The following is a 16,346-nucleotide window of genomic DNA, read 5'->3' on the forward strand; positions in this document are numbered from 1 at the left end:
ATTGGCCCTGTCGCCGCCCGGTCGCCCCCGCCGAGACTTGGTCCTTCCGACGAGACCGAGGACCACCCCGGAGGACACCATGGGACCCGCTCCGCACCACGCCACGGGCCGGCCGCACCCGCCGGGCGCCGGGCGGCCGCCGCGGATCGCGCTGATGGACGTGGGGCTCGGGCTGCTGGCCACCGCCGCCGCGGTCCGCCGCCTGCGCCCCGACGCGGACCTGGTGCTCTCCACCGACCCCGACGGCCTGCCCTGGGGCGTGCGCTCGCCGGAGGAGCTGACGGCCCGTGCGGTGCTGGTCGCCGGGGCGGCGGCCGGCTTCGAGCCCGACGCGCTGATCGTCGCCTGCAACACCGCCTGCCTGGTCGCCCTGCCGGCGATCCGCGACCAGTTGCGGCCGGGCACCGCCCTGCTGGAGACGGTGCCGCCGATCGCCGACGCGGTCGCGCTGGGCGGCCCGTTCGCGGTCTGGGGCACGCCGGCGGCGGTGCGCAGCGAGGGGATGCGGTGCCTGCTGCGCGACCTCGCCGCGGACCGCGCGGCGACCCCGGTCGCCTGCGACGGCCTCTCCCAGGCGATCGAACGCGCGGACGACGAGGCGGTCGCCGCGACGCTGGCCGAGGCGGTCGCCCTGACCCCGCCGGGGGTCCGCTCGGTCTCCCTCGCCTGCACCCACTACGACCTGATCGGCCCCCGGATCCGGACGGCCTTCCGCCTCGCCGGCCGCGAGGTGCCGGTGCTGCACGGCACCGCCCCGCGCCTCGCCGCGGCGGCCCTCAAGGCGCTCGGCCTGCCACCGCGTTCCGACGCGCCCGCCACCGGCGGCGTCACCAGCCTGCGCAGCGGACGGCTCGAGGGCCTGCCGCCGGCCGCCCTCGCCTACCCGGAGGGTCGGTTGCTGTCGCGCGGCCTCGCCACGGCCGGTCCGCTGCTCAGCTGACCACCGGCACTCCCGCCGGCCGCCCGGCGAGCAGCGCCGCGATCTGGTCCGCGCAGCGCAGGGCGGCCTCGGCCATGGCGGTCGCGGTCATCCCGGCCAGGTGCGGGGTGAGCAGGGTGTGCGGGGCGCCGAGCAGCGGGGAGGCGAAGGCGGCGTGCTCATGGGCGAAAGTGTCCACGGCGGCTGCGGCGAGCGGGTGTCCGGGGTCGTGCAGCGCGTCGGCCAGCGCCTGTTCGTCGACGATGCCGCCGCGCGCGGTGTTCAGCAGGATCGCGCCCGGCGGCAGCCGGCGCAGCTCGGTCGCCCCGATCAGCCCCCGGGTCCGCTCGGTGAGCGGCAGGTGCAGCGAGAGCACGTCGCTGGTGCTCAACAGCTCCGACAGGTCGGCCACTTCGGTGACCCCGACCGGAACGGGCCGGCCTGGTCGGGCAAGGGTGCGGACGCTCATGCCCAGGGCCTGCGCCCGCTGGGCGAGTGCGCTGCCGATCCGGCCGAAGCCGAGGATGCCCAGGGCGAGTTCGCCCAGCTCCCGGGCGGGCACGGCGGGGGCGCCCCAGCGGCCGGCCCGCGCCCTCGCATGATGGAGCGTCAGATCCCGGGTGAGCGCGAGCAGCTGGGCGAGGGCGAACTCGGCGACGGCGCCGGCGTTGGATCCGGGCGTGTGGGTGACGGTGACGCCGTGGCGGGCGGCGGCCACGAGGTCCACGTGGTCGGTCCCGGCGCCGGCCCGGCCGATCACCCGCAGCGGCTCGCGCAGTCCGGGCGCGCCGGCGGCGGCCAGCAGCGGCGCCCGGAACGGCACTCCGGCCCGGGACTTGACGGCCTGGTAGCCGAGGCCGTCCCGGCACAGCTCGGCGATCAGCGCCCGCTCGTCGAACGGGTCGAAGTCGGTGAACCCGATCCGCCCGCCCCAGCGCCCGCGCACCTCGGCAGGCCGCTCGACGCGCCGCAGGTTGAGCGTGGCGGCGAGTCCGTGCTCCACCACCCGCGCCAGTTCGCGGTCGAGCAGCACACCTGGCGCCGCGTCCAGCAGCAGTACGCGCATCGGCTCCCCCGGCTCGAAGATCAACTCCTGGATACCAGCCGAGCCGGTGCCATGTCACGTGGAAGCTTCGGCACCGCCGCGGACGGGCCAGTTCGCGAGGGTGATGTGCAGGGCCTCCAGCGAGCGGCGCCAGGACTCCTCGACCACCCGGCTGTCGGCGAAGCCCTGGTTCAGCTCCAGGTGGATGTAGCCGTGGAAGGCCGCGCGCAGCAGCCGTCCGGCATCGGTGAGGTCCGGCTCGGCCAGTCCGTACGCGCGCAGCACCCGGCGGGTCAGCTCCACCCCGCGCGCGAAGCCGACCGAGCCGGCGATCTCCTCCGGCTCGAACTGCAACTGCGCGGCCGCGTACCGCCCCGGATGGGCGAGCGCGAACTCGCGGTAGGCATCGGCGAAGGCGAGCAGCGCGTCCTTGCCCGCCCGCCCGGCGACGGCGAGGGCGATCCGCTCGCTCATCTCCTCGGCGGCGAGCAGCGCCACCCGCACCCGGAGCTCACGCAGGTTCCGCACGTGCGAGTAGAGGCTGGCGTCCTTCACCCCGAACTCCCGCGCGAGCCCGGAGACGGTCAGCCGGTCCAGCCCCTTCTCATCCGCCAGCCGGGCCGCCGCCTCGGTGAGCCGAGCAGCGGTGAGGCCTGCGCGCGCCATGCGTCTCCTTCGGGGTTCCTAGGGTATCTAGGCGGAAACCTAGCACGGTGCCCCGGCTCGGCCGGCGCACACCGGGACACGGCCCTTCAGGGCCGGCCGAGCCGGGGACCGATGCCGATGGGCCCGCCACCTCGACGGTCACCATCGGCATCGACCGTCCCCCGCCGCTACCCCCGGTCGCGCTGCACGTCGAGCAGTTCGCGGAAGAGGCCGCCCCGCTCCGCCGCCGGCTCCTGCCAGCCGCCGGCTCCCCTGGCGGCTGGAGCCCGAGCGCACCGGTACCCGACTGGGCCTGGAGCACTCCGGGTTCGACCTCGACTCGCCGCTGGCCCGCCCAGGACGCCTGAATCACCAAGGCATACCGGCAACCTGCCGAGTCGTCACATTGAGCCGGTTGAGCAGGTTGGCGGTGCCGATCGCCAGCACCAGCGCGGCCAACTGCCGCTCGTCGTAGTGCGCGGCGGCCTCCTGCCAGACCTCCTCCGGCACCCGCGCGCCGGATGGCAGGTCCGCCAGGCGGGTCGCCGCCTCGGTCAGGGCGAGCGCCGCCCGCTCGGCCGCCGTGAAGCAGCGGGTGTCCCGCCAGGCGGCCACCGCGAACAGCCGCTCGTCCGCCTCCCCCGCCCGGCGGGCGCTGCGCACCCCCGCGTCCGCACAGGCGCTGCAGCCGTTCAGCTGGGCGGCCCGCAGGTTCACCAACTCCAGCGTGCGCTCCGGGACTCCGCCCGACCGCACGGCCTTGAGCAGGTCCAGGACGGCCGGGACGGCCTCGGGGATGACCACGGCGGGGTTCTGCATACGAGCCTGCACGGCTGCGCCTCCTCGGCTGCGGCGGATCGGAGCGGATCGCTCCGGCGCAGCACTGACGGATCGGCGGCGGGCGGTGTGACGGGCGGGCCCGGTGCGGCGAGCGGTCTGTCGGTATCTGGGTATATGGGTACCTGGGTTTCTCGGCTTCTCGGCTTAGAAGAAGCCGTCGTCGTCCTCGTAGTAGTTGTTCACCACGACGTCCGGCCGGTCGTCACTGAACGCCTCGTCGAGCAGCACACCGCCGAGCACGCCCGCCACGCCCGCGCCGATCAGCGCACCCGTGCCGTAGCGCCGCTGCTGGTCCGGCGGCTGCTGGCCCTGCTGCTGGGGGTAACCGGCCTGCTGCGGGTAGCCCTGCTGGACCGGCTGCGGGTAGCCGTGTTGAACCGGCTGCGGCGGGGTGTAGAACGGCGGCGCGGTGGTCTGCACCCGCTGGGCGCAGACGGCGCAGGCCTGGACCTGCCGCGGCACGCCCCACTGCGGGGACCACACGACGGCCGTGCCGCCGACACCGTGCGAGGGATCGAAGAAGCAGGTCACGGGCGTACTCCTCGGGGTGACGGGGACGGGCTGGGCGGCGGCCGCCGCCGCGGACTGGTAGACCGGCACGGGCGCTGGCGCGGGCGCGGAGGTCGGAGCCGGAGCAGGTACAGCCACCGAAGGCGGAGGCGGAGGCGAGGCCGGAGCCGGAGCCTGGAGCAGCGCCACCCCGTAGTCGGTCGCGATGCCCGCCAGCCCGCTGGCGTACCCCTGGCCGATCGCCCGGAACTTCCAGTCGGCGTTGTGCCGGTACAGCTCGCCGAAGACCATCGCGGTCTCGGTGCGCGGCTCGTCGGCCAGCTGGTAGCGGGCGATCTCCGTACCGCTGCCCGGATCGGCGAGCCGGACGAACGCCTGCCGCACCGAGCCGAAGCTCTGCCGGCGCTGGGCGGCGTCGTAGATCGCGACGGCGAAGACGATCTTCTGCACGACGGCCGGCACCGAGGCCAGCTCGACCTCGATCTGCTGCCGGTCGCCCGGCCCGGCGCTGCCGTCGACCGTGCTGCCGTGGTGCCGGACCGAGCCGTCGGGGCTGCGCAGGTTGTTGAAGAAGACGAAGTGCTCGTCGGAGACGACCCGGCCGTCACCGTCGCAGAGCAGGGCGCTGGCATCGAGGTCGTAGGCCGGATCGGCCGTCCACCCCATACCCACCAACACCGTGCCGACCCCTGGCGCCTGCCGGCCCAGGGAGACGTTGCCGCCCTTCGTCAGGGCCTCACCCATGGACGTTCCTCCATAACCGAACCCGCCCGCCGGCCACCGACCGGCCGGTGACGGGCTTTCGTGCCCGATAACGCCGATCGAGGCCGGGTTGGTTCCCACCGGACGCGATCATTCGGCGGCCGTAACGCCGGAGGCGCCGACCGGCCTCAGGTGCCCCGGACCACCGCCGCGAGCTCCGCCTCGGTGGCCACCGTCCGCGGTACGCCGTTCAGCAGCACGGCGGCCAGCGTCACCATGTCCGACCACTCCATCACCAGCCGCTGCCCGCCGCGGACGTAGGCGTTCCGCCCCCACGCCGTGCCGCGTGCGGCCAGTTCGGGGAAGTCGGCCAGGCCGGGGTTCGGCACCCGCCGCCAACCCGCCCCCGCTATCTCCGCGTCCCAGAATCCCGGTCCAGCAATCATCACGCCTCCTCACGCGGCGGACACACTACTGCCCCACGAGCTCCGGCGCGCGCCGGGGTAGGTATACGAACGGGGCCCGGGCGCCCACCGGCGTCCGGGCCCCGACCTGCGCCTACCCGTCCCCTCCCGGACTAGTCCGCCGAGCCGGTGCCGCGGCGGCGTCCGATCAGCACACCGGAGGCCACGCCGAGCGCGCCGACCGCGATGCCGACCACGCCTAGCACCCGCGCGGTGCCGTCACTGTCGGCGTCGTCCTTCGCCACCGCCACAGGCACGGCGGCCGCGGCGGCCGGGGCGGAGGCCCCAGCAGCGGAAGCCGCAGCCGAGGGCGCCTTCGAGGCGGCGGAGTCGGCCGCCGCGGTCAGGTGCAGCACCGGCGCCGGGTGCTGCGGCTCCGGCTGACCGTCCTTCGGCACGTCGATCCAGCGCACCACGCTGCCGTCGCTGTAGGTCTGCAGCGCCTTGAAGACGACCTTGTCGGTGCCGGTCGGCAGTGCGCCGAAGTCGACGGTGAAGTCCTGGTAGTGCCCGGGCGCGATCTGGCCGCCGGTCCAGACGATCTGCGAGACCACCTCGGTGATGTCGCCGTCGTCGGTGTGGATCGGGGTGGCCAGCTTGGCGGTCTGGATCTGGTCGGTCCACCCCGGCACGGGGGCGACCAGGGCGGACGGGATCGGGGTGTCGCTCGGGAGGTCGATCTCGACCTTGGTGGTGCTGGCGCCGTCCTGCTCGTTCGGGACCCGGAAGGCGAAGGTCTGGTCGGTGGCGTCGGCCGCGACGCTGGACGGCTGCACGGTCACGTGCGCGGCGGCGGGCAGCGCGGCGAGCAGCACGGCGCCGGCGGCGAGGACGGATGCGACGGCGGCGCGGACGGGAAGCGGCTTGGGAAATGGCATGGGGGTACTCCGAGTTGGCCGGTGCTGGTGGTTGACGGTGGCTGGCGGTGGCTCGCTGTCGGTCAGCGAGCCACCGGCACCGGCGGACCGCGCCTGGCCAGGGAGTGCCGCAGCGCCGGCCGTCCGGGCGGCCGACTGGGCGGGGCGGCGGGGACGAACCGGGGCGCCCGGCCCCGGGTCGCGGCCGGGACGGCCGCGCCGAGCAGCGCCCGCACGGTGCGCACGGCGGCGGCGCACCGCCAGGTGGCCGCGGCGGCGCGGGAGCCGGTGCCGGCCAGGCGCCACAGGGCCGCCTCCCCCTGGCGCAGCCACCAGCCCGCGGCGACGGTGGCGAGCACGTGGCCGAGCAGCATCGCGGGGGTGACGGCGAACAGGGGGTGCGCGGCGGTCGCGTCCATGCCCGGCATACCGGGCATCCCGGGCATCCGCCCGGCGGGCTGGGCCTGGTGAACGGCCTGGGCCAGCTGGAAGAGCAGGTGGAGCGCCAGCTGACCGACCGCCAGGCCGCCGGTGATCGCCCGCAGCGACCGCTCCCGGCGGGCGGCCCGGATCGCCACGGCCAGCGCGAGCAGCCAGCCGAACAGCATCGCGCCGAGCGGCACGGGGCTACCCGACCCGAGCAGGTGGCCGCTCGCCCCGAAGAGCACGCAGACCGTCGCAAAGGGGACGGAGCGGGCCAGGTTCAGGTCCAGCGCGGCGACCCGGCGCGGCACGGCCGCGGGCTCGGCACTCGCCGCACTCGGGGCACCGGGCGCGGACTGGACGGGGTGAGGCATGGCCGGGCCATCATGGCACCGGCGGGCGCGCGGCGACAGGTGGCCCGGCGGACCCGGCCGGGCCGCCCGGGTCGTCCGACCCGTCAACCCCGTCAACCCCCGTCACCCCCCGGAGCGGGCGACCCGGAAGCCGACGTCCTCCACCCGGAACGTGGGGTGGCTGCGCCGCCGCGCCGAGGCGCGGCAGCTCCACGACTCGTCGAACCAGCCGCCACCGCGCAGCACCCGGTAGCTGCCGTAGACCTCGGCGTCGTAGAGGTCCCAGCACCAGTTCCAGACGTTGCCGAGCATGTCGTAGAGCCCCCAGGCGTTCGGCTCCTTCGTCCCGACCGGCTGCGGCCGCCCGCCGGAGGTCTCCCGGTACCAGGCGATCGCGTCCAGTTCGCCGTGGTGCGGGCCGGTGCTGCCGGCCCGGCAGGCGTGCTCCCACTCGGCTTCGGTGGGCAGGCGGTAGCCGTCGGCGCCGGCGTCCCAGACGGCGTTCTCGGGGTCGCTGAACCGGTACGCCGGCCGCAGCCCCTCGCGCTGGGAGCGCGCGTTGCAGTAGCGCACGGCGTCCCACCAGGAGACGGTCTCGACCGGCAGCCGGTCCTCGCCGTCGTGCTCGGCCGGCCGCTCGCCCGTCACCTCGGCGTACTCGGCCTGGGTGACCGGACAGGCGCCCATCCGGTAGGGCGAGAGCTCCACGTCCCAGCGGTGCTGGGTGCGCCGGTCGGAGAGGGTGATCCAGCCACCCGGGATGCTGATCAGCTGATCCATGATCGGCCGATCATAACCCCGGTTCCGACGGTCCGTCAGATCCCCTCCCCATCCTCCCCGTCTCCGCGGGTTCCGGTGACAGTTCGCGGCCGGTGCGCACCTGGCCCCGCCGGTGCACTGCCCGGCCCGCCGCCGGCCTCGCGCACCGCGGGCCCAGGGAGCCCCGGGCCCGGACCCGCCCCCGTCAGGCTTTCGCCTGCGTCCGCCGGGCGTAGGCGCGCGCCGCGCGGACGCGGTCGCCGCAGCGCGTGGAGCACCAGTGGCGGGCGGCGTGGGTGCGGACCAGGTAGCGGGTGCAGGGCGCTGCCTCGCAGCGGGCGAGGCGGTCGGCGTCCTCGCCGGTGAGCAGCTCGGCCGCGTCGGCGGCGATCGCGGCCATGGCGTGGATGGCGGCCCGGTCCGACGGGTGGGCGAGGGCGCGGTGCAGCCCGCGGGCCTCGTCCCAGTAGAGCAGGGCGGCGGCGGGCACCGTGGTCAGCGCGGCGTTGACGGCCTCCAGCGCCTCGGGCTGGGCCGGCTCGCCGTCGATCCGTGACGAGAGCAGTGCTCTCAATTGTGAGCGCAGCTCTCGCAACCGCCCCGAGCAGTACTCGTAGAGCACCGCGTCCTCCTGGGCCAACCCGTGGTCGACCAGCCACCGGGTGGCGGCGGCGGGCGTGGCGAGCAGGTCGAGCGCGCCGGCGGGCAGGGTCAGCCGGCTGTTGGCGAAGGCGAGCGCGACGTGCTGCGCGGCGCCGGGCGCGGGTGGCAGCGGATCGACACCGTCGGCGGTCACGGCAGCAGCGGTCTCCGTCATGCCCCTCATGTTAAACCTTGCGCTTCCCCGTGAGGGATGGCTAGATTCACCTCACGGCAAACGAGCTCCTTTACCGTGAGGAGCCGCCGATCAGGAGGAGCAGCACCACCATGACGACCACCACCATCCGCGTCTTCGGCGGCCCGACCGCGCTCATCGAGCTGGGCGGCCTTCGCCTGCTCACCGACCCGACCTTCGACGCCCCCGGCGAGTACCCGATCGGCCCGGACCGCGCCCTGACCAAGACCGCCCCCACCGCCGTCACCCCCGCCGAGCTGGGCCGGATCGACGCCGTGCTGCTCTCGCACGACGAGCACCCTGACAACCTGGACACCGCCGGCCGCGCCTACCTCGCCGAGGTCCCGCTGGTGCTCACCACCCCGGGCGGCGCCGGCCGGCTCGGCGGCGCGGCCCGCGGCCTGGCACCCTGGGAGTCCGTCACCCTGCCCCGCCCGGACGGCGGTTCACTGACCGTCACCGGCACGCCCGCCCAGCACGGCCCGGAGGGCTGCGAGCCGGTGACCGGCGAGGTGGTCGGCTTCGTGCTGACCGCCACCGACCTGCCCACGGTCTACGTGAGCGGCGACAACGCCTCGCTCGCGGTGGTCCGGGAGGTCGCCGAGCGGTTCGGCCCGGTCGACACCGCCGTGCTCTTCGCCGGCGCCGCCCGCACCGTGCTGCTGGACGGCGCCCTGCTCACCCTGGACAGCGCCCAGGCCGCCGAGGCCGCCGCCGTCCTGGGCGCCCGCCAGGTGGTACCGGCCCACTTCGACAGCTGGGGCCACTTCACCGAGGGCCGCGAGCAGCTGACCGCCGCCTTCGCCGCGGCCGGCCTCGCCGACCGCCTTCGGTTCGCCTCCTGATCCGCCCGACCGGCCCGCCCCCTCCCGGCTCGCCCGGCCCAGCCGACCCGCGACCGCGCTACTCCCCCGCCCAGGCCCGGCGCAGCGCGGCGATGTCCAGCTTGCCCATCTTCAGCATCGCCTCGGTGGTGCGGGCGGCCCTGGCCGGGTCGGGGTCGCCCAGCAGTTCGGGCAGCACCGCCGGCACCACCTGCCAGGAGACCCCGAACCGGTCCTTCAGCCACCCGCACTGGCTCTCCTCCCCACCCTCGGAGAGCCGCGACCAGTAGTGGTCCACCTCGTCCTGGTCCGCGCACGGGATCTGGAACGAGACCGCCTCGTTGAAGGTGAACTGCGGCCCGCCGTTGAGGCCGAGGAACTTCTGCCCGTTGATCGTGAACTCCACCGTCAGCACGGTGCCCGGCTCCCCGGGGCCGGCCTCGGAGGTGCGCAGCACCGAGCCGATCCGGGAGTCCGGGAAGACCGACAGGTAGTGCTCGGCGGCCTCCTCCGCGCGGCCGTCGAACCAGAGGCAGGTGGTGAGCGGACCGGTCATCGGTTTCCTCCCGGAGCTGTCGCGTGCTGAGGTCACGAACGGGGACGGGCGGGTCGCACCCGCCCGTCCCCATCAGTACCGCCTGCCACCGGCAACCGCCCGTCGGCGCGCGGCGCCCGCGCCGGCTACGGAGCAAAAAATGACTGTGCACGCCGGAGCCCGGCCGATAGCATCGCCGTGTTCCCGTAGGGAGCCGGAGCGCTGAGCGCTGCCCGGCCGGGTGAAGGAGGAGGTGCACCATCGTGGTTGCCGCCGTGACGCGGCGCGCCCTGTCGTGCGCGCCATACGCCTCCCCCTCTTCCCTGCCCGCCGGCTGACGAGTCGTCCGCTGACGCACCCTCCGGTGGGCCTTCTCCACAGGAGACCACCGCAGTGCGCGAGCGCTTTTCCGACGCCGACTCCTTCTCCCGCATCCGTGGCAAGGGTCGCGGCAAGAACCCCGGCCGTCGTTCCTTCCTGGACGACGCCGTCGAGTACCAGCCGTACGCCGACGCGATCGAGCAGCTGGCCGAGCCGGCCGCCGATGCCCCGCTGGACGGTCCGCCGTCCGGCGACCGCTGGTCCACCTGGGACCAGTCCACCCCCACCGAGAAGGGCCCGGACCCCCGGCCCGACTGGGTGATCACCGAACTCGCCGCCGTCGACACCGAGTTCGGTATCGTGAAGACCGGCAAGGAGGCCGATGTCTTCCTGCTGGAGCGCGGCGTGCCGGGCACCGACCGCCGCACCCTGATGGCCGCCAAGCGCTACCGCGACGGCAACCACCGGATGTTCCACCGCGACTCCGGCTACCTGGAGGGCCGCGCCCACAAGGAGTCCCGGGTCAGCCGGGCGATGGCCCGGCGCACCGAGTTCGGCAAGCAGGTGATCGCCGGCCAGTGGGCCGCCGCCGAGTTCGCCGCCCTCTCCCGGCTGTGGAGCGTCGGCGTGGCGGTGCCCTATCCGGTGCAGATCCTCGGCACCGAGATCCTGATGGAGTTCATCGGCGACGACTCCGGCACGGCCGCGCCCCGCCTGGCCCAGGTCCGCCCGGAGGAAGCCGACCTGGCCGACCTCTGGGACCAGCTCGGCGACAGCCTGGCCTTGCTCGCCCGCGGCGGCTACGCCCACGGCGACCTCTCCGCCTACAACATCCTGGTGCACCACGGCCGCCTGGTGATCATCGACGTGCCGCAGATCGTCGACGTGATCGCCAACCCGCGCGGCCGCACCTTCCTGGAGCGCGATGTGCGCAACGTCGGCGCCTGGTTCACCGCCCGCGGCCTGCCCAAGGCCTCGGTGGACGAGCTCTCCCGCCGCCTGGCCTACGAGGCCCGGCTCGACTGAGGGCCGCACGGTGATCCAGGTCACAGGATAGAAGCCGCCCCGCCCTTCCTCTCTCTCCACGAGAACGCGAACGGATCACCGCGAAGGAGAGGAAGGGACATGGGCGACAGACCGATGCCCGAGGTGGCGGGCGTGCGCCACCGGTTCGTCAGCGCACGCGGCATCAGTTTCCACATCGCCGAGGCCGGCCCGGCCGAGGCCCCGCCCGTGCTGCTGCTGCACGGTTTCACCCAGCACTGGTACGCGTGGCACCGGGTGGTCCCGGAGCTGGCCGCCGACCACCGGGTGCTCTGCCTGGACCTGCGCGGCTGCGGCTGGTCCGAGGCACCCCGGCGCGGGTACCACAGCGCCGGGCTGGTGGCGGACCTCGTGGCGGTGCTGGACGCACTCGAACTGCGCGAGCCGGTGCGGCTGGTGGGCCACGAGTGCGGCGGCTGGCTGGGCTTCCTGCTCTGCCTGGCCGCGCCCGACCGGGTCGCCTCCTTCCTGGCGCTGAACACCTCGCACCCGTGGCGCCGGCCGCAGGGCCGGCTTCCGCTGGACGCCTGGCGGTTCTGGTACACGGCCTTCTGGGAGTACCCGGGGATCGGCCGCCGGGTGCTGCGGCACTGGCCGGGCTTCACCCGCTTCCTGCTCCGGCACTGGACGGCCGACCCGTCCTGCTGGGAGCCGGCGGTGCTGGAGGAGTTCGTCCAGGCGCTCCGCGCGCCGGACCGGGCCCGGGTCGCCGAGCAGCTGCTCTGGCAGTTCGTGCTGCACGACATCCCGGCGCTGGCCACCGGTCGGCACCGCGACCGGCGGCTGACCGTGCCCACCCTGATGCTCTGCGGCGACCGCGACCCGGTGACCAGGCCCGCACCGGAAGTCCACGGGATCGACGTCCGGGTCGTGCCGGGCGGCCATCTGCTGCCCGAGGAGGCGCCTGCGGTGGTCGCCGGGGCGGCGCGCGAGCACTTCCGGCGGACTGTCAGAATGCCCCGGGCCGAGAAGGAATGAGGGCGGTCGTGAGCCAGGGCGCGGCGGTCGGCGGCGGTGCGGGGCAGGCGCCCGGCATCGACCCGGTGCTGGTGCGCTCCGCCCAGCGCGGGGAGCCGCTGGCCGTCGCGGAGCTGATGGAGCTGCTGGCGCCCTACGTGGGCCGGATCTGCGGGCCGATCGCCCGCCAGGACGGTCCGGACGCGGCCCAGGAGGCGCTGATCGTGATCCTGCGCGGGCTGCGGCAGCTGCGCGAGCCGGCCGCGCTGCTCGGCTGGGTCCGCACCATCGCGGTGCGCGAGGCCGTCCGCACCGCCCAGCGGGCCGGCCGCACCGTCGCCGAGCCGCTGGCCGAGCTGCGCGCGGCCGGCGACCCGCAGCTGGCCGCCGACATCGAGGACGCCCTGGCCCGGCTGACCCCCGAGCACCGCGCCGTCCTGCTGGTCCGCGACCTGGCCGGCCTGGACGAGGCGGCGGCCAGCTCGGTGCTGGACGTCCCGCTCGGCACCGTGCGGTCCCGGCTGGCCCGGGCGCGGAAGAGCTTTCGGAAGGTGTGGGAGTCATGACCGGGGACTGGACGACCGCCGAGCTCGACCCGGTCCGCCGGCTCCGGATCCTGGCCGCGGCCCTGCCGGGCGGCACCTACCGCCTGCGCGAACTCGTGCTCCCCGCCCCGCTGGACCGGGTCTGGGCCGTCGCCGCCGATCTGGAGGCCGAACTGCCGCACCTGCTCCCCAGCGTGCGCAGCTTCCGGTTCACCTCCGGCACCGACGCCGACGAGCGCCGCACCGCCCACGCCGTCGGCGTCCTGGGCCAGCGCGCCGACTTCGAGGTGGTGCTCCGCCCCGGCTGGTGCCTGATGCAGAGCCGCTTCGTGCTGGGCGCGATGGCCGCCGTCCCGGAGGGCGACGGCACCCGCTTCGCCACCCTCGGCGGCCTGCGCTCCCCCGCCGCCCGCCTGCTGCGCCCGCTCACCGGCCGGCTCGGCGACACGGCACTGCGGCGCTTCGCGGACCACCCGCGGCTGCGGGGCTAGGGGATCACCCCCGCCGCTTCGGCTTCCCCCGCTTCGCGCCCGCCGCCGCTCCCCCGCGCCGGGCGGGGGCCGCGGCGGCGGGCTTCTTCTTCGGCTGCGGCTTCGACTGCGGCCGCTTGTTCGCCTCGGCCGTCGCCGTCTGCCCGCGCGAGCTGTTCACCGTGCGGCCGCGCACGATGCCGATGAACTCCTCCACCAGCTCGGTGGTCTGCTGCTCAGGCCAGGCGAGCGCCACCTGGGACTGCGCGGCGGCGTCCGCCAGCGGGCGGAAGGTGAGGTCGCGCCGGTGGTGCAGCCGGGCCAGCGACTGCGGCACGACCAGCAAACCAACACCCGCCGCGACCAGCTCGATCGCGTCCGCCGTGCTGGCGGGCCGCTCGTAGCCGGGCGTGCCCGGGCGGGTCTCCCAGACCAGGGTGTCGTCCTCGGGGTGCCAGATCACCTGCTCGGCCAGCTGCTCGACCAGCAGCTCCTCGTCGCCGGTCAGCTCGTGGTCCTTGGGCAGCACCACCACCGTGGTCTCGGTGTAGAGCGGGATGGCGCTGAGCAGCGTGCGATCCACGGGCAGCCGCAGCAGCGCCGCGTCGGCGGTGCCGGCGGTCAGCGCGGCCTCGGCCGCGGCCGGGTCCAGCTGCAGCAGGGTGAGCGGAACGCCGGGCAGCCGCTGCTCCCAGATCCGGATCCACTTGCCGGGGGTCACGCCGGGCACGTAGGCCAGCCGGAACGCGGAGGTCGCCTGGTTATCGGTCACGGGCCCCAGGCTACCGTCCGTGATCAGGAGTGCCCGCCATCCCCTATACCCTGGTGACCATGACATCGCTCAAGCCGAAGACGACCCAGACCATGAAGCCCGCCACCGCGGCGAAGAAGCTCGGTGTGTACCTGCCTGCCACTCCGGCCGAGTTCCAGGAGGGCGTCGTCTCCCGCGACGAGCTGAACTCCCTGCAGGCCGAGCCGCCGGCCTGGCTGGCCGAGCTGCGCCGCAACGGCCCGCACCCGCGCCCGGTGGTGGCCGCCAAGCTCGAGATCTCGGTCTCCGGCCTGGCCCGCGGCGGCATCACCGAGGCGCTGACCACGGCCGAGATCGAGGCGATCAAGGAGAACTGCCCGCAGTGGCTCCGCGAGGAGCGCCAGATCCAGGCCGAGGTGCGCCGCGAGAGCGTCCGGATCAAGGAGAAGCGGGCCGAGAAGGCGCAGAAGGCCGCGCAGCGCTGACGGCCACCGGCTGGTGGTCCGGCCAGTCCACCGCGTAGCCCGGCTCGCCTCCGCCGCGGATCCGGGCGTAGCGCAGCAGTTCGCGCGCGATGCCGGCGTTGCCCATCGCCCAGCCGGTGAGCGGCTCCAGCGCGCTGGGGGTGCGCCGGTGCTCGGTGTTGGACCAGCGCACACCCGTCCGGTCGGCGGTGGCACGGGCGAGCAGGTCGCCGGCCAGGGTGTCGGCGAAGCCGGGCGGGTCGCCGCGCTCGGCCAGCCGGTCGCAGGCGAGCGCGAGCACCCCGGCGGTGCCGCAGCAGCGCCCGTTGTTGTCCCAGAAACCGGGGCGCAGCCGGTTCGGCAGCCCGGAGCGGGTGACGGTGTGCCAGCAGCGTTCGCCGAGCGCCGTCCAGGCGGGGTCGCCGGTCAGCGCGTGCAGATGGCGGAAGGCCTGGGCGTCCCCGGCCGGGCCGTGGCACCAGCCGTAGCTGTAGCGCTCGATCCGGTCGGGCCGGTCCTGGGGGTCGGAGTGCGGGACGAGGAAGCCGGTCGGGCCGGCCTCGTTCCGGGCGACCACGTCGGCGGTGCCGGCCAGCGCGAGCTCCAGCAGGTCGGCGCGGCCGGTGGCCCGGCCGACGCTCGCCAGCGCGTACGCCACGCCGAGGGTGCCGTGCGAGAGGTGGTGCAGCCTGGCCGGCCGGTCCACCCGGCTCATCCAGCTCACCCCGTGCGGCGTGCTCTCGGCGGCGCGCAGGTAGGGCTCGACGGCGAGCAGGGCCAGTTCGGAGTCACCGATCTCCAGCGCGGCCAGGGCGATGCCCGCGTTGCCGCTGAGCAGCTCGAACTGGGGGGCCCAGCGGGTGCCGTCGAACCGGCTGCGGACCCGGTCCAGGGCGCGGCGGGCGGCGGCGCCGCAGGCCCGGTCGCCGAGCTGCCGGTCGACGGTGTGCAGGGCGAAGGCCATGCCGGCCAGGCCGAAGTAGAGCGAGGAGATCTCCCAGCCCTCGTCCACGGCGGTGGCGACGGACCGGGCGCCGCGCAGTGCGGCCTCGGCGTAGCGCTCGTCGTCGAAGTGGCGCAGGCCCTCCAGCATCGCCAGCGCCACCCCGGCGGTGCCGCTGTAGAGCACGGGGTTGAACTCGGGCTCGGACGGCCGGGTGGGCCAGGAGAGGCCGCCGTCCGGCGTGGCCAGCGCGGTGTGCAGCAGCCAGTCGAGCGCACCGGCCGCGCACTCCTCGGCGCGGGCCGCCGGCGCGGAGGTCACCGGGCGACGCGGCCGCCGAGCGAGAGGAACCCGCCGCCGGCCGGCCGGGTGTGCAGCTGGGAGCCGGCGCCCTGGGTGATGGTGAGCGGACGGCCCAACTCCTTGGCGAGCAGCAGGGCGGCGGCTCCGGTGGCCTCGTCCTCGTCGATGCCGTCGCCGCGGCCGGGGAAGCCGCGGGCCCGGATCCGCCCGGCCGACTCGTCCTGCCAGGCCCAGGCGTAGAGCCATTCGCCGGGTTCGGGCACGGCCAGCCCCTCCACCTCCGCCGGGGAGCCGTACTGGCGCAGGGTGCGCGGCGGGGCCCACTCGGGGCGCGCGGTGATCCAGGTCAGGTCGCCCTCGTGCTGCACGGGGATCTCGCCGACGTCCAGCGAGAGGCGCTCGGCGCCCAGCAGCCAGGCGGCGCCGATCAGCGGGTAGCCGGCGAACGGCAGCCGGATGCTCACGGTGTAGATCTCGACGGCGCCGGTGAGCGCGTCGTCCACGTAGATGGTCTCGCTCAGGCCGAGGCGGCGGGCCAACTGCTGACGGTCCGTCGGATCGGGTATCGCGGCGCCGTCGGTGACCACCGCGAGGGTGTTGCCGAACCGGCCGGCGGGATCGGTGAAGACCCGGATGAGGGTGGCGGGGTGATCCATACCGGCAGTCAACCACGCCCGGTTGAGCCGGTCTCCTGGTTTGCCCGCGTCAACTCCGCGCCGACGCCCGTCCCACCTGCGGGTGGGATGCGGGCATTCGGGTGGCGCGGCGGCTGGACCGGGCCGCGCGCGGCCGGTTCCCTGCTGCTGGCAGCACCGCGGTCACCCGAACGAACCACCG

20 protein-coding genes are annotated in these 16,346 nt (G+C 75.2%); 7 read left to right on the forward strand and 13 right to left on the reverse strand.

Going from position 1 to position 16,346, the window contains the following annotated elements:
- The first annotated feature begins 154 nt into the window (after positions 1–154).
- Positions 155–940: a glutamate racemase gene (locus tag ACFYNO_RS26840; protein WP_388017704.1), complete on the forward strand. Its 786-nt coding sequence runs from the start codon at positions 155–157 to the stop codon at positions 938–940.
- Here ACFYNO_RS26840 and ACFYNO_RS26845 read toward each other — a convergent pair.
- The 9 genes from ACFYNO_RS26845 to ACFYNO_RS26885 form a co-directional block, all read right to left on the reverse strand.
- Entirely contained in the window at positions 933–1,985 is a 1,053-nt protein-coding gene (locus ACFYNO_RS26845; RefSeq protein WP_388017620.1) for an NAD(P)-dependent oxidoreductase, read from the reverse strand. The genes ACFYNO_RS26840 and ACFYNO_RS26845 overlap by 8 nt on opposite strands.
- Positions 1,986–2,039: 54 nt before the next feature.
- Complete coding sequence (locus tag ACFYNO_RS26850) at positions 2,040–2,630, reverse strand: TetR/AcrR family transcriptional regulator (RefSeq protein ID WP_388017622.1); 591 nt, start codon at positions 2,628–2,630, stop codon at positions 2,040–2,042.
- A gap of 348 nt (positions 2,631–2,978) precedes the next feature.
- Positions 2,979–3,440 (reverse strand): carboxymuconolactone decarboxylase family protein, encoded by a 462-nt coding sequence (locus ACFYNO_RS26855; RefSeq protein WP_388017625.1) that lies wholly within the window; start codon positions 3,438–3,440, stop codon positions 2,979–2,981.
- A gap of 153 nt (positions 3,441–3,593) precedes the next feature.
- Positions 3,594–4,703, reverse strand: coding sequence for a TerD family protein (locus ACFYNO_RS26860; RefSeq protein ID WP_388017628.1), 1,110 nt, complete (start codon positions 4,701–4,703; stop codon positions 3,594–3,596).
- A 146-nt stretch (positions 4,704–4,849) separates the two neighbouring features.
- Positions 4,850–5,107 carry a hypothetical protein gene (locus ACFYNO_RS26865; RefSeq protein ID WP_388017631.1) on the reverse strand — a complete coding sequence of 86 codons (258 nt, stop codon included), beginning with the start codon at positions 5,105–5,107 and terminating at the stop codon, positions 4,850–4,852.
- A gap of 131 nt (positions 5,108–5,238) precedes the next feature.
- Positions 5,239–6,003: a YcnI family protein gene (locus ACFYNO_RS26870; RefSeq protein ID WP_388017634.1), complete on the reverse strand. Its 765-nt coding sequence runs from the start codon at positions 6,001–6,003 to the stop codon at positions 5,239–5,241.
- Between the two features lie 62 nt (positions 6,004–6,065).
- Positions 6,066–6,779, reverse strand: coding sequence for a hypothetical protein (locus tag ACFYNO_RS26875; RefSeq protein WP_388017636.1), 714 nt, complete (start codon positions 6,777–6,779; stop codon positions 6,066–6,068).
- Positions 6,780–6,881: 102 nt separating this feature from the next.
- Positions 6,882–7,538, reverse strand: a complete 657-nt coding sequence (locus ACFYNO_RS26880) for a formylglycine-generating enzyme family protein (RefSeq protein WP_388017639.1) — start codon at positions 7,536–7,538, stop codon at positions 6,882–6,884.
- Between the two features lie 184 nt (positions 7,539–7,722).
- Complete coding sequence (locus tag ACFYNO_RS26885) at positions 7,723–8,343, reverse strand: CGNR zinc finger domain-containing protein (protein ID WP_388017642.1); 621 nt, start codon at positions 8,341–8,343, stop codon at positions 7,723–7,725.
- Positions 8,344–8,444: 101 nt separating this feature from the next.
- On the opposite strand from ACFYNO_RS26885, the gene ACFYNO_RS26890 reads away from it, so the two are divergent.
- On the forward strand, positions 8,445–9,197 hold the full coding sequence (locus tag ACFYNO_RS26890; protein WP_388017645.1) for an MBL fold metallo-hydrolase: 753 nt from the start codon (positions 8,445–8,447) through the stop codon (positions 9,195–9,197).
- Between the two features lie 58 nt (positions 9,198–9,255).
- Here ACFYNO_RS26890 and ACFYNO_RS26895 read toward each other — a convergent pair whose 3' ends face one another.
- Positions 9,256–9,732, reverse strand: coding sequence for a VOC family protein (locus tag ACFYNO_RS26895; RefSeq protein WP_388017648.1), 477 nt, complete (start codon positions 9,730–9,732; stop codon positions 9,256–9,258).
- Positions 9,733–10,104: 372 nt separating this feature from the next.
- On the opposite strand from ACFYNO_RS26895, the gene ACFYNO_RS26900 reads away from it, so the two are divergent.
- From ACFYNO_RS26900 to ACFYNO_RS26915, 4 genes are all read left to right on the forward strand, one after another.
- Positions 10,105–11,058, forward strand: coding sequence for a serine protein kinase RIO (locus tag ACFYNO_RS26900; protein ID WP_388017651.1), 954 nt, complete (start codon positions 10,105–10,107; stop codon positions 11,056–11,058).
- Between the two features lie 99 nt (positions 11,059–11,157).
- Positions 11,158–12,054, forward strand: a complete 897-nt coding sequence (locus tag ACFYNO_RS26905; RefSeq protein ID WP_388017654.1) for an alpha/beta fold hydrolase — start codon at positions 11,158–11,160, stop codon at positions 12,052–12,054.
- An 8-nt stretch (positions 12,055–12,062) separates the two neighbouring features.
- A complete protein-coding gene (locus tag ACFYNO_RS26910) occupies positions 12,063–12,599 on the forward strand; it encodes an RNA polymerase sigma factor (protein ID WP_388017657.1) in 537 nt (178 codons plus the stop codon).
- Positions 12,596–13,069, forward strand: coding sequence for a hypothetical protein (locus ACFYNO_RS26915; RefSeq protein WP_388017659.1), 474 nt, complete (start codon positions 12,596–12,598; stop codon positions 13,067–13,069). The genes ACFYNO_RS26910 and ACFYNO_RS26915 overlap by 4 nt, the downstream gene beginning before the upstream one ends.
- Before the next feature lie 4 nt (positions 13,070–13,073).
- Here the strand turns inward: ACFYNO_RS26915 and ACFYNO_RS26920 are convergent, their stop codons facing one another.
- Positions 13,074–13,820 (reverse strand): LysR family substrate-binding domain-containing protein, encoded by a 747-nt coding sequence (locus ACFYNO_RS26920; RefSeq protein ID WP_388017662.1) that lies wholly within the window; start codon positions 13,818–13,820, stop codon positions 13,074–13,076.
- Positions 13,821–13,879: 59 nt separating this feature from the next.
- Between ACFYNO_RS26920 and ACFYNO_RS26925 the strand changes: the two genes are divergently transcribed.
- Entirely contained in the window at positions 13,880–14,284 is a 405-nt protein-coding gene (locus tag ACFYNO_RS26925; protein WP_388017665.1) for a DUF5997 family protein, read from the forward strand.
- Here the strand turns inward: ACFYNO_RS26925 and ACFYNO_RS26930 are convergent.
- A complete protein-coding gene (locus ACFYNO_RS26930; RefSeq protein ID WP_388017668.1) occupies positions 14,238–15,527 on the reverse strand; it encodes a lanthionine synthetase LanC family protein in 1,290 nt (429 codons plus the stop codon). The genes ACFYNO_RS26925 and ACFYNO_RS26930 overlap by 47 nt on opposite strands.
- Entirely contained in the window at positions 15,524–16,165 is a 642-nt protein-coding gene (locus ACFYNO_RS26935; protein ID WP_388017671.1) for a PhzF family phenazine biosynthesis protein, read from the reverse strand. Before ACFYNO_RS26935 ends, ACFYNO_RS26930 begins: the two co-directional genes overlap by 4 nt.
- Positions 16,166–16,346 lie beyond the last annotated feature (181 nt).

Source organism: Kitasatospora sp. NPDC006697, assembly GCF_042869935.1.
GTDB lineage: Bacteria > Actinomycetota > Actinomycetes > Streptomycetales > Streptomycetaceae > Kitasatospora.

Excerpts from the sequence above, each read along its gene's own strand:
- ACFYNO_RS26840 (WP_388017704.1), top strand. The coding sequence starts at position 155 with ATGGACGTGGGGCTCGGGCTGCTGGCCACCGCCGCCGCGGTCCGCCGC.
- ACFYNO_RS26845 (WP_388017620.1), bottom strand. The coding sequence starts at position 1,985 with ATGCGCGTACTGCTGCTGGACGCGGCGCCAGGTGTGCTGCTCGACCGC.
- ACFYNO_RS26850 (WP_388017622.1), bottom strand. The coding sequence starts at position 2,630 with ATGGCGCGCGCAGGCCTCACCGCTGCTCGGCTCACCGAGGCGGCGGCC.
- ACFYNO_RS26860 (WP_388017628.1), bottom strand. The coding sequence starts at position 4,703 with ATGGGTGAGGCCCTGACGAAGGGCGGCAACGTCTCCCTGGGCCGGCAG.
- ACFYNO_RS26865 (WP_388017631.1), bottom strand. The coding sequence starts at position 5,107 with ATGATTGCTGGACCGGGATTCTGGGACGCGGAGATAGCGGGGGCGGGT.
- ACFYNO_RS26870 (WP_388017634.1), bottom strand. The coding sequence starts at position 6,003 with ATGCCATTTCCCAAGCCGCTTCCCGTCCGCGCCGCCGTCGCATCCGTC.
- ACFYNO_RS26875 (WP_388017636.1), bottom strand. The coding sequence starts at position 6,779 with ATGCCTCACCCCGTCCAGTCCGCGCCCGGTGCCCCGAGTGCGGCGAGT.
- ACFYNO_RS26880 (WP_388017639.1), bottom strand. The coding sequence starts at position 7,538 with ATGGATCAGCTGATCAGCATCCCGGGTGGCTGGATCACCCTCTCCGAC.
- ACFYNO_RS26885 (WP_388017642.1), bottom strand. The coding sequence starts at position 8,343 with ATGAGGGGCATGACGGAGACCGCTGCTGCCGTGACCGCCGACGGTGTC.
- ACFYNO_RS26890 (WP_388017645.1), top strand. The coding sequence starts at position 8,445 with ATGACGACCACCACCATCCGCGTCTTCGGCGGCCCGACCGCGCTCATC.
- ACFYNO_RS26895 (WP_388017648.1), bottom strand. The coding sequence starts at position 9,732 with ATGACCGGTCCGCTCACCACCTGCCTCTGGTTCGACGGCCGCGCGGAG.
- ACFYNO_RS26905 (WP_388017654.1), top strand. The coding sequence starts at position 11,158 with ATGGGCGACAGACCGATGCCCGAGGTGGCGGGCGTGCGCCACCGGTTC.
- ACFYNO_RS26915 (WP_388017659.1), top strand. The coding sequence starts at position 12,596 with ATGACCGGGGACTGGACGACCGCCGAGCTCGACCCGGTCCGCCGGCTC.
- ACFYNO_RS26925 (WP_388017665.1), top strand. The coding sequence starts at position 13,880 with ATGACATCGCTCAAGCCGAAGACGACCCAGACCATGAAGCCCGCCACC.
- ACFYNO_RS26935 (WP_388017671.1), bottom strand. The coding sequence starts at position 16,165 with ATGGATCACCCCGCCACCCTCATCCGGGTCTTCACCGATCCCGCCGGC.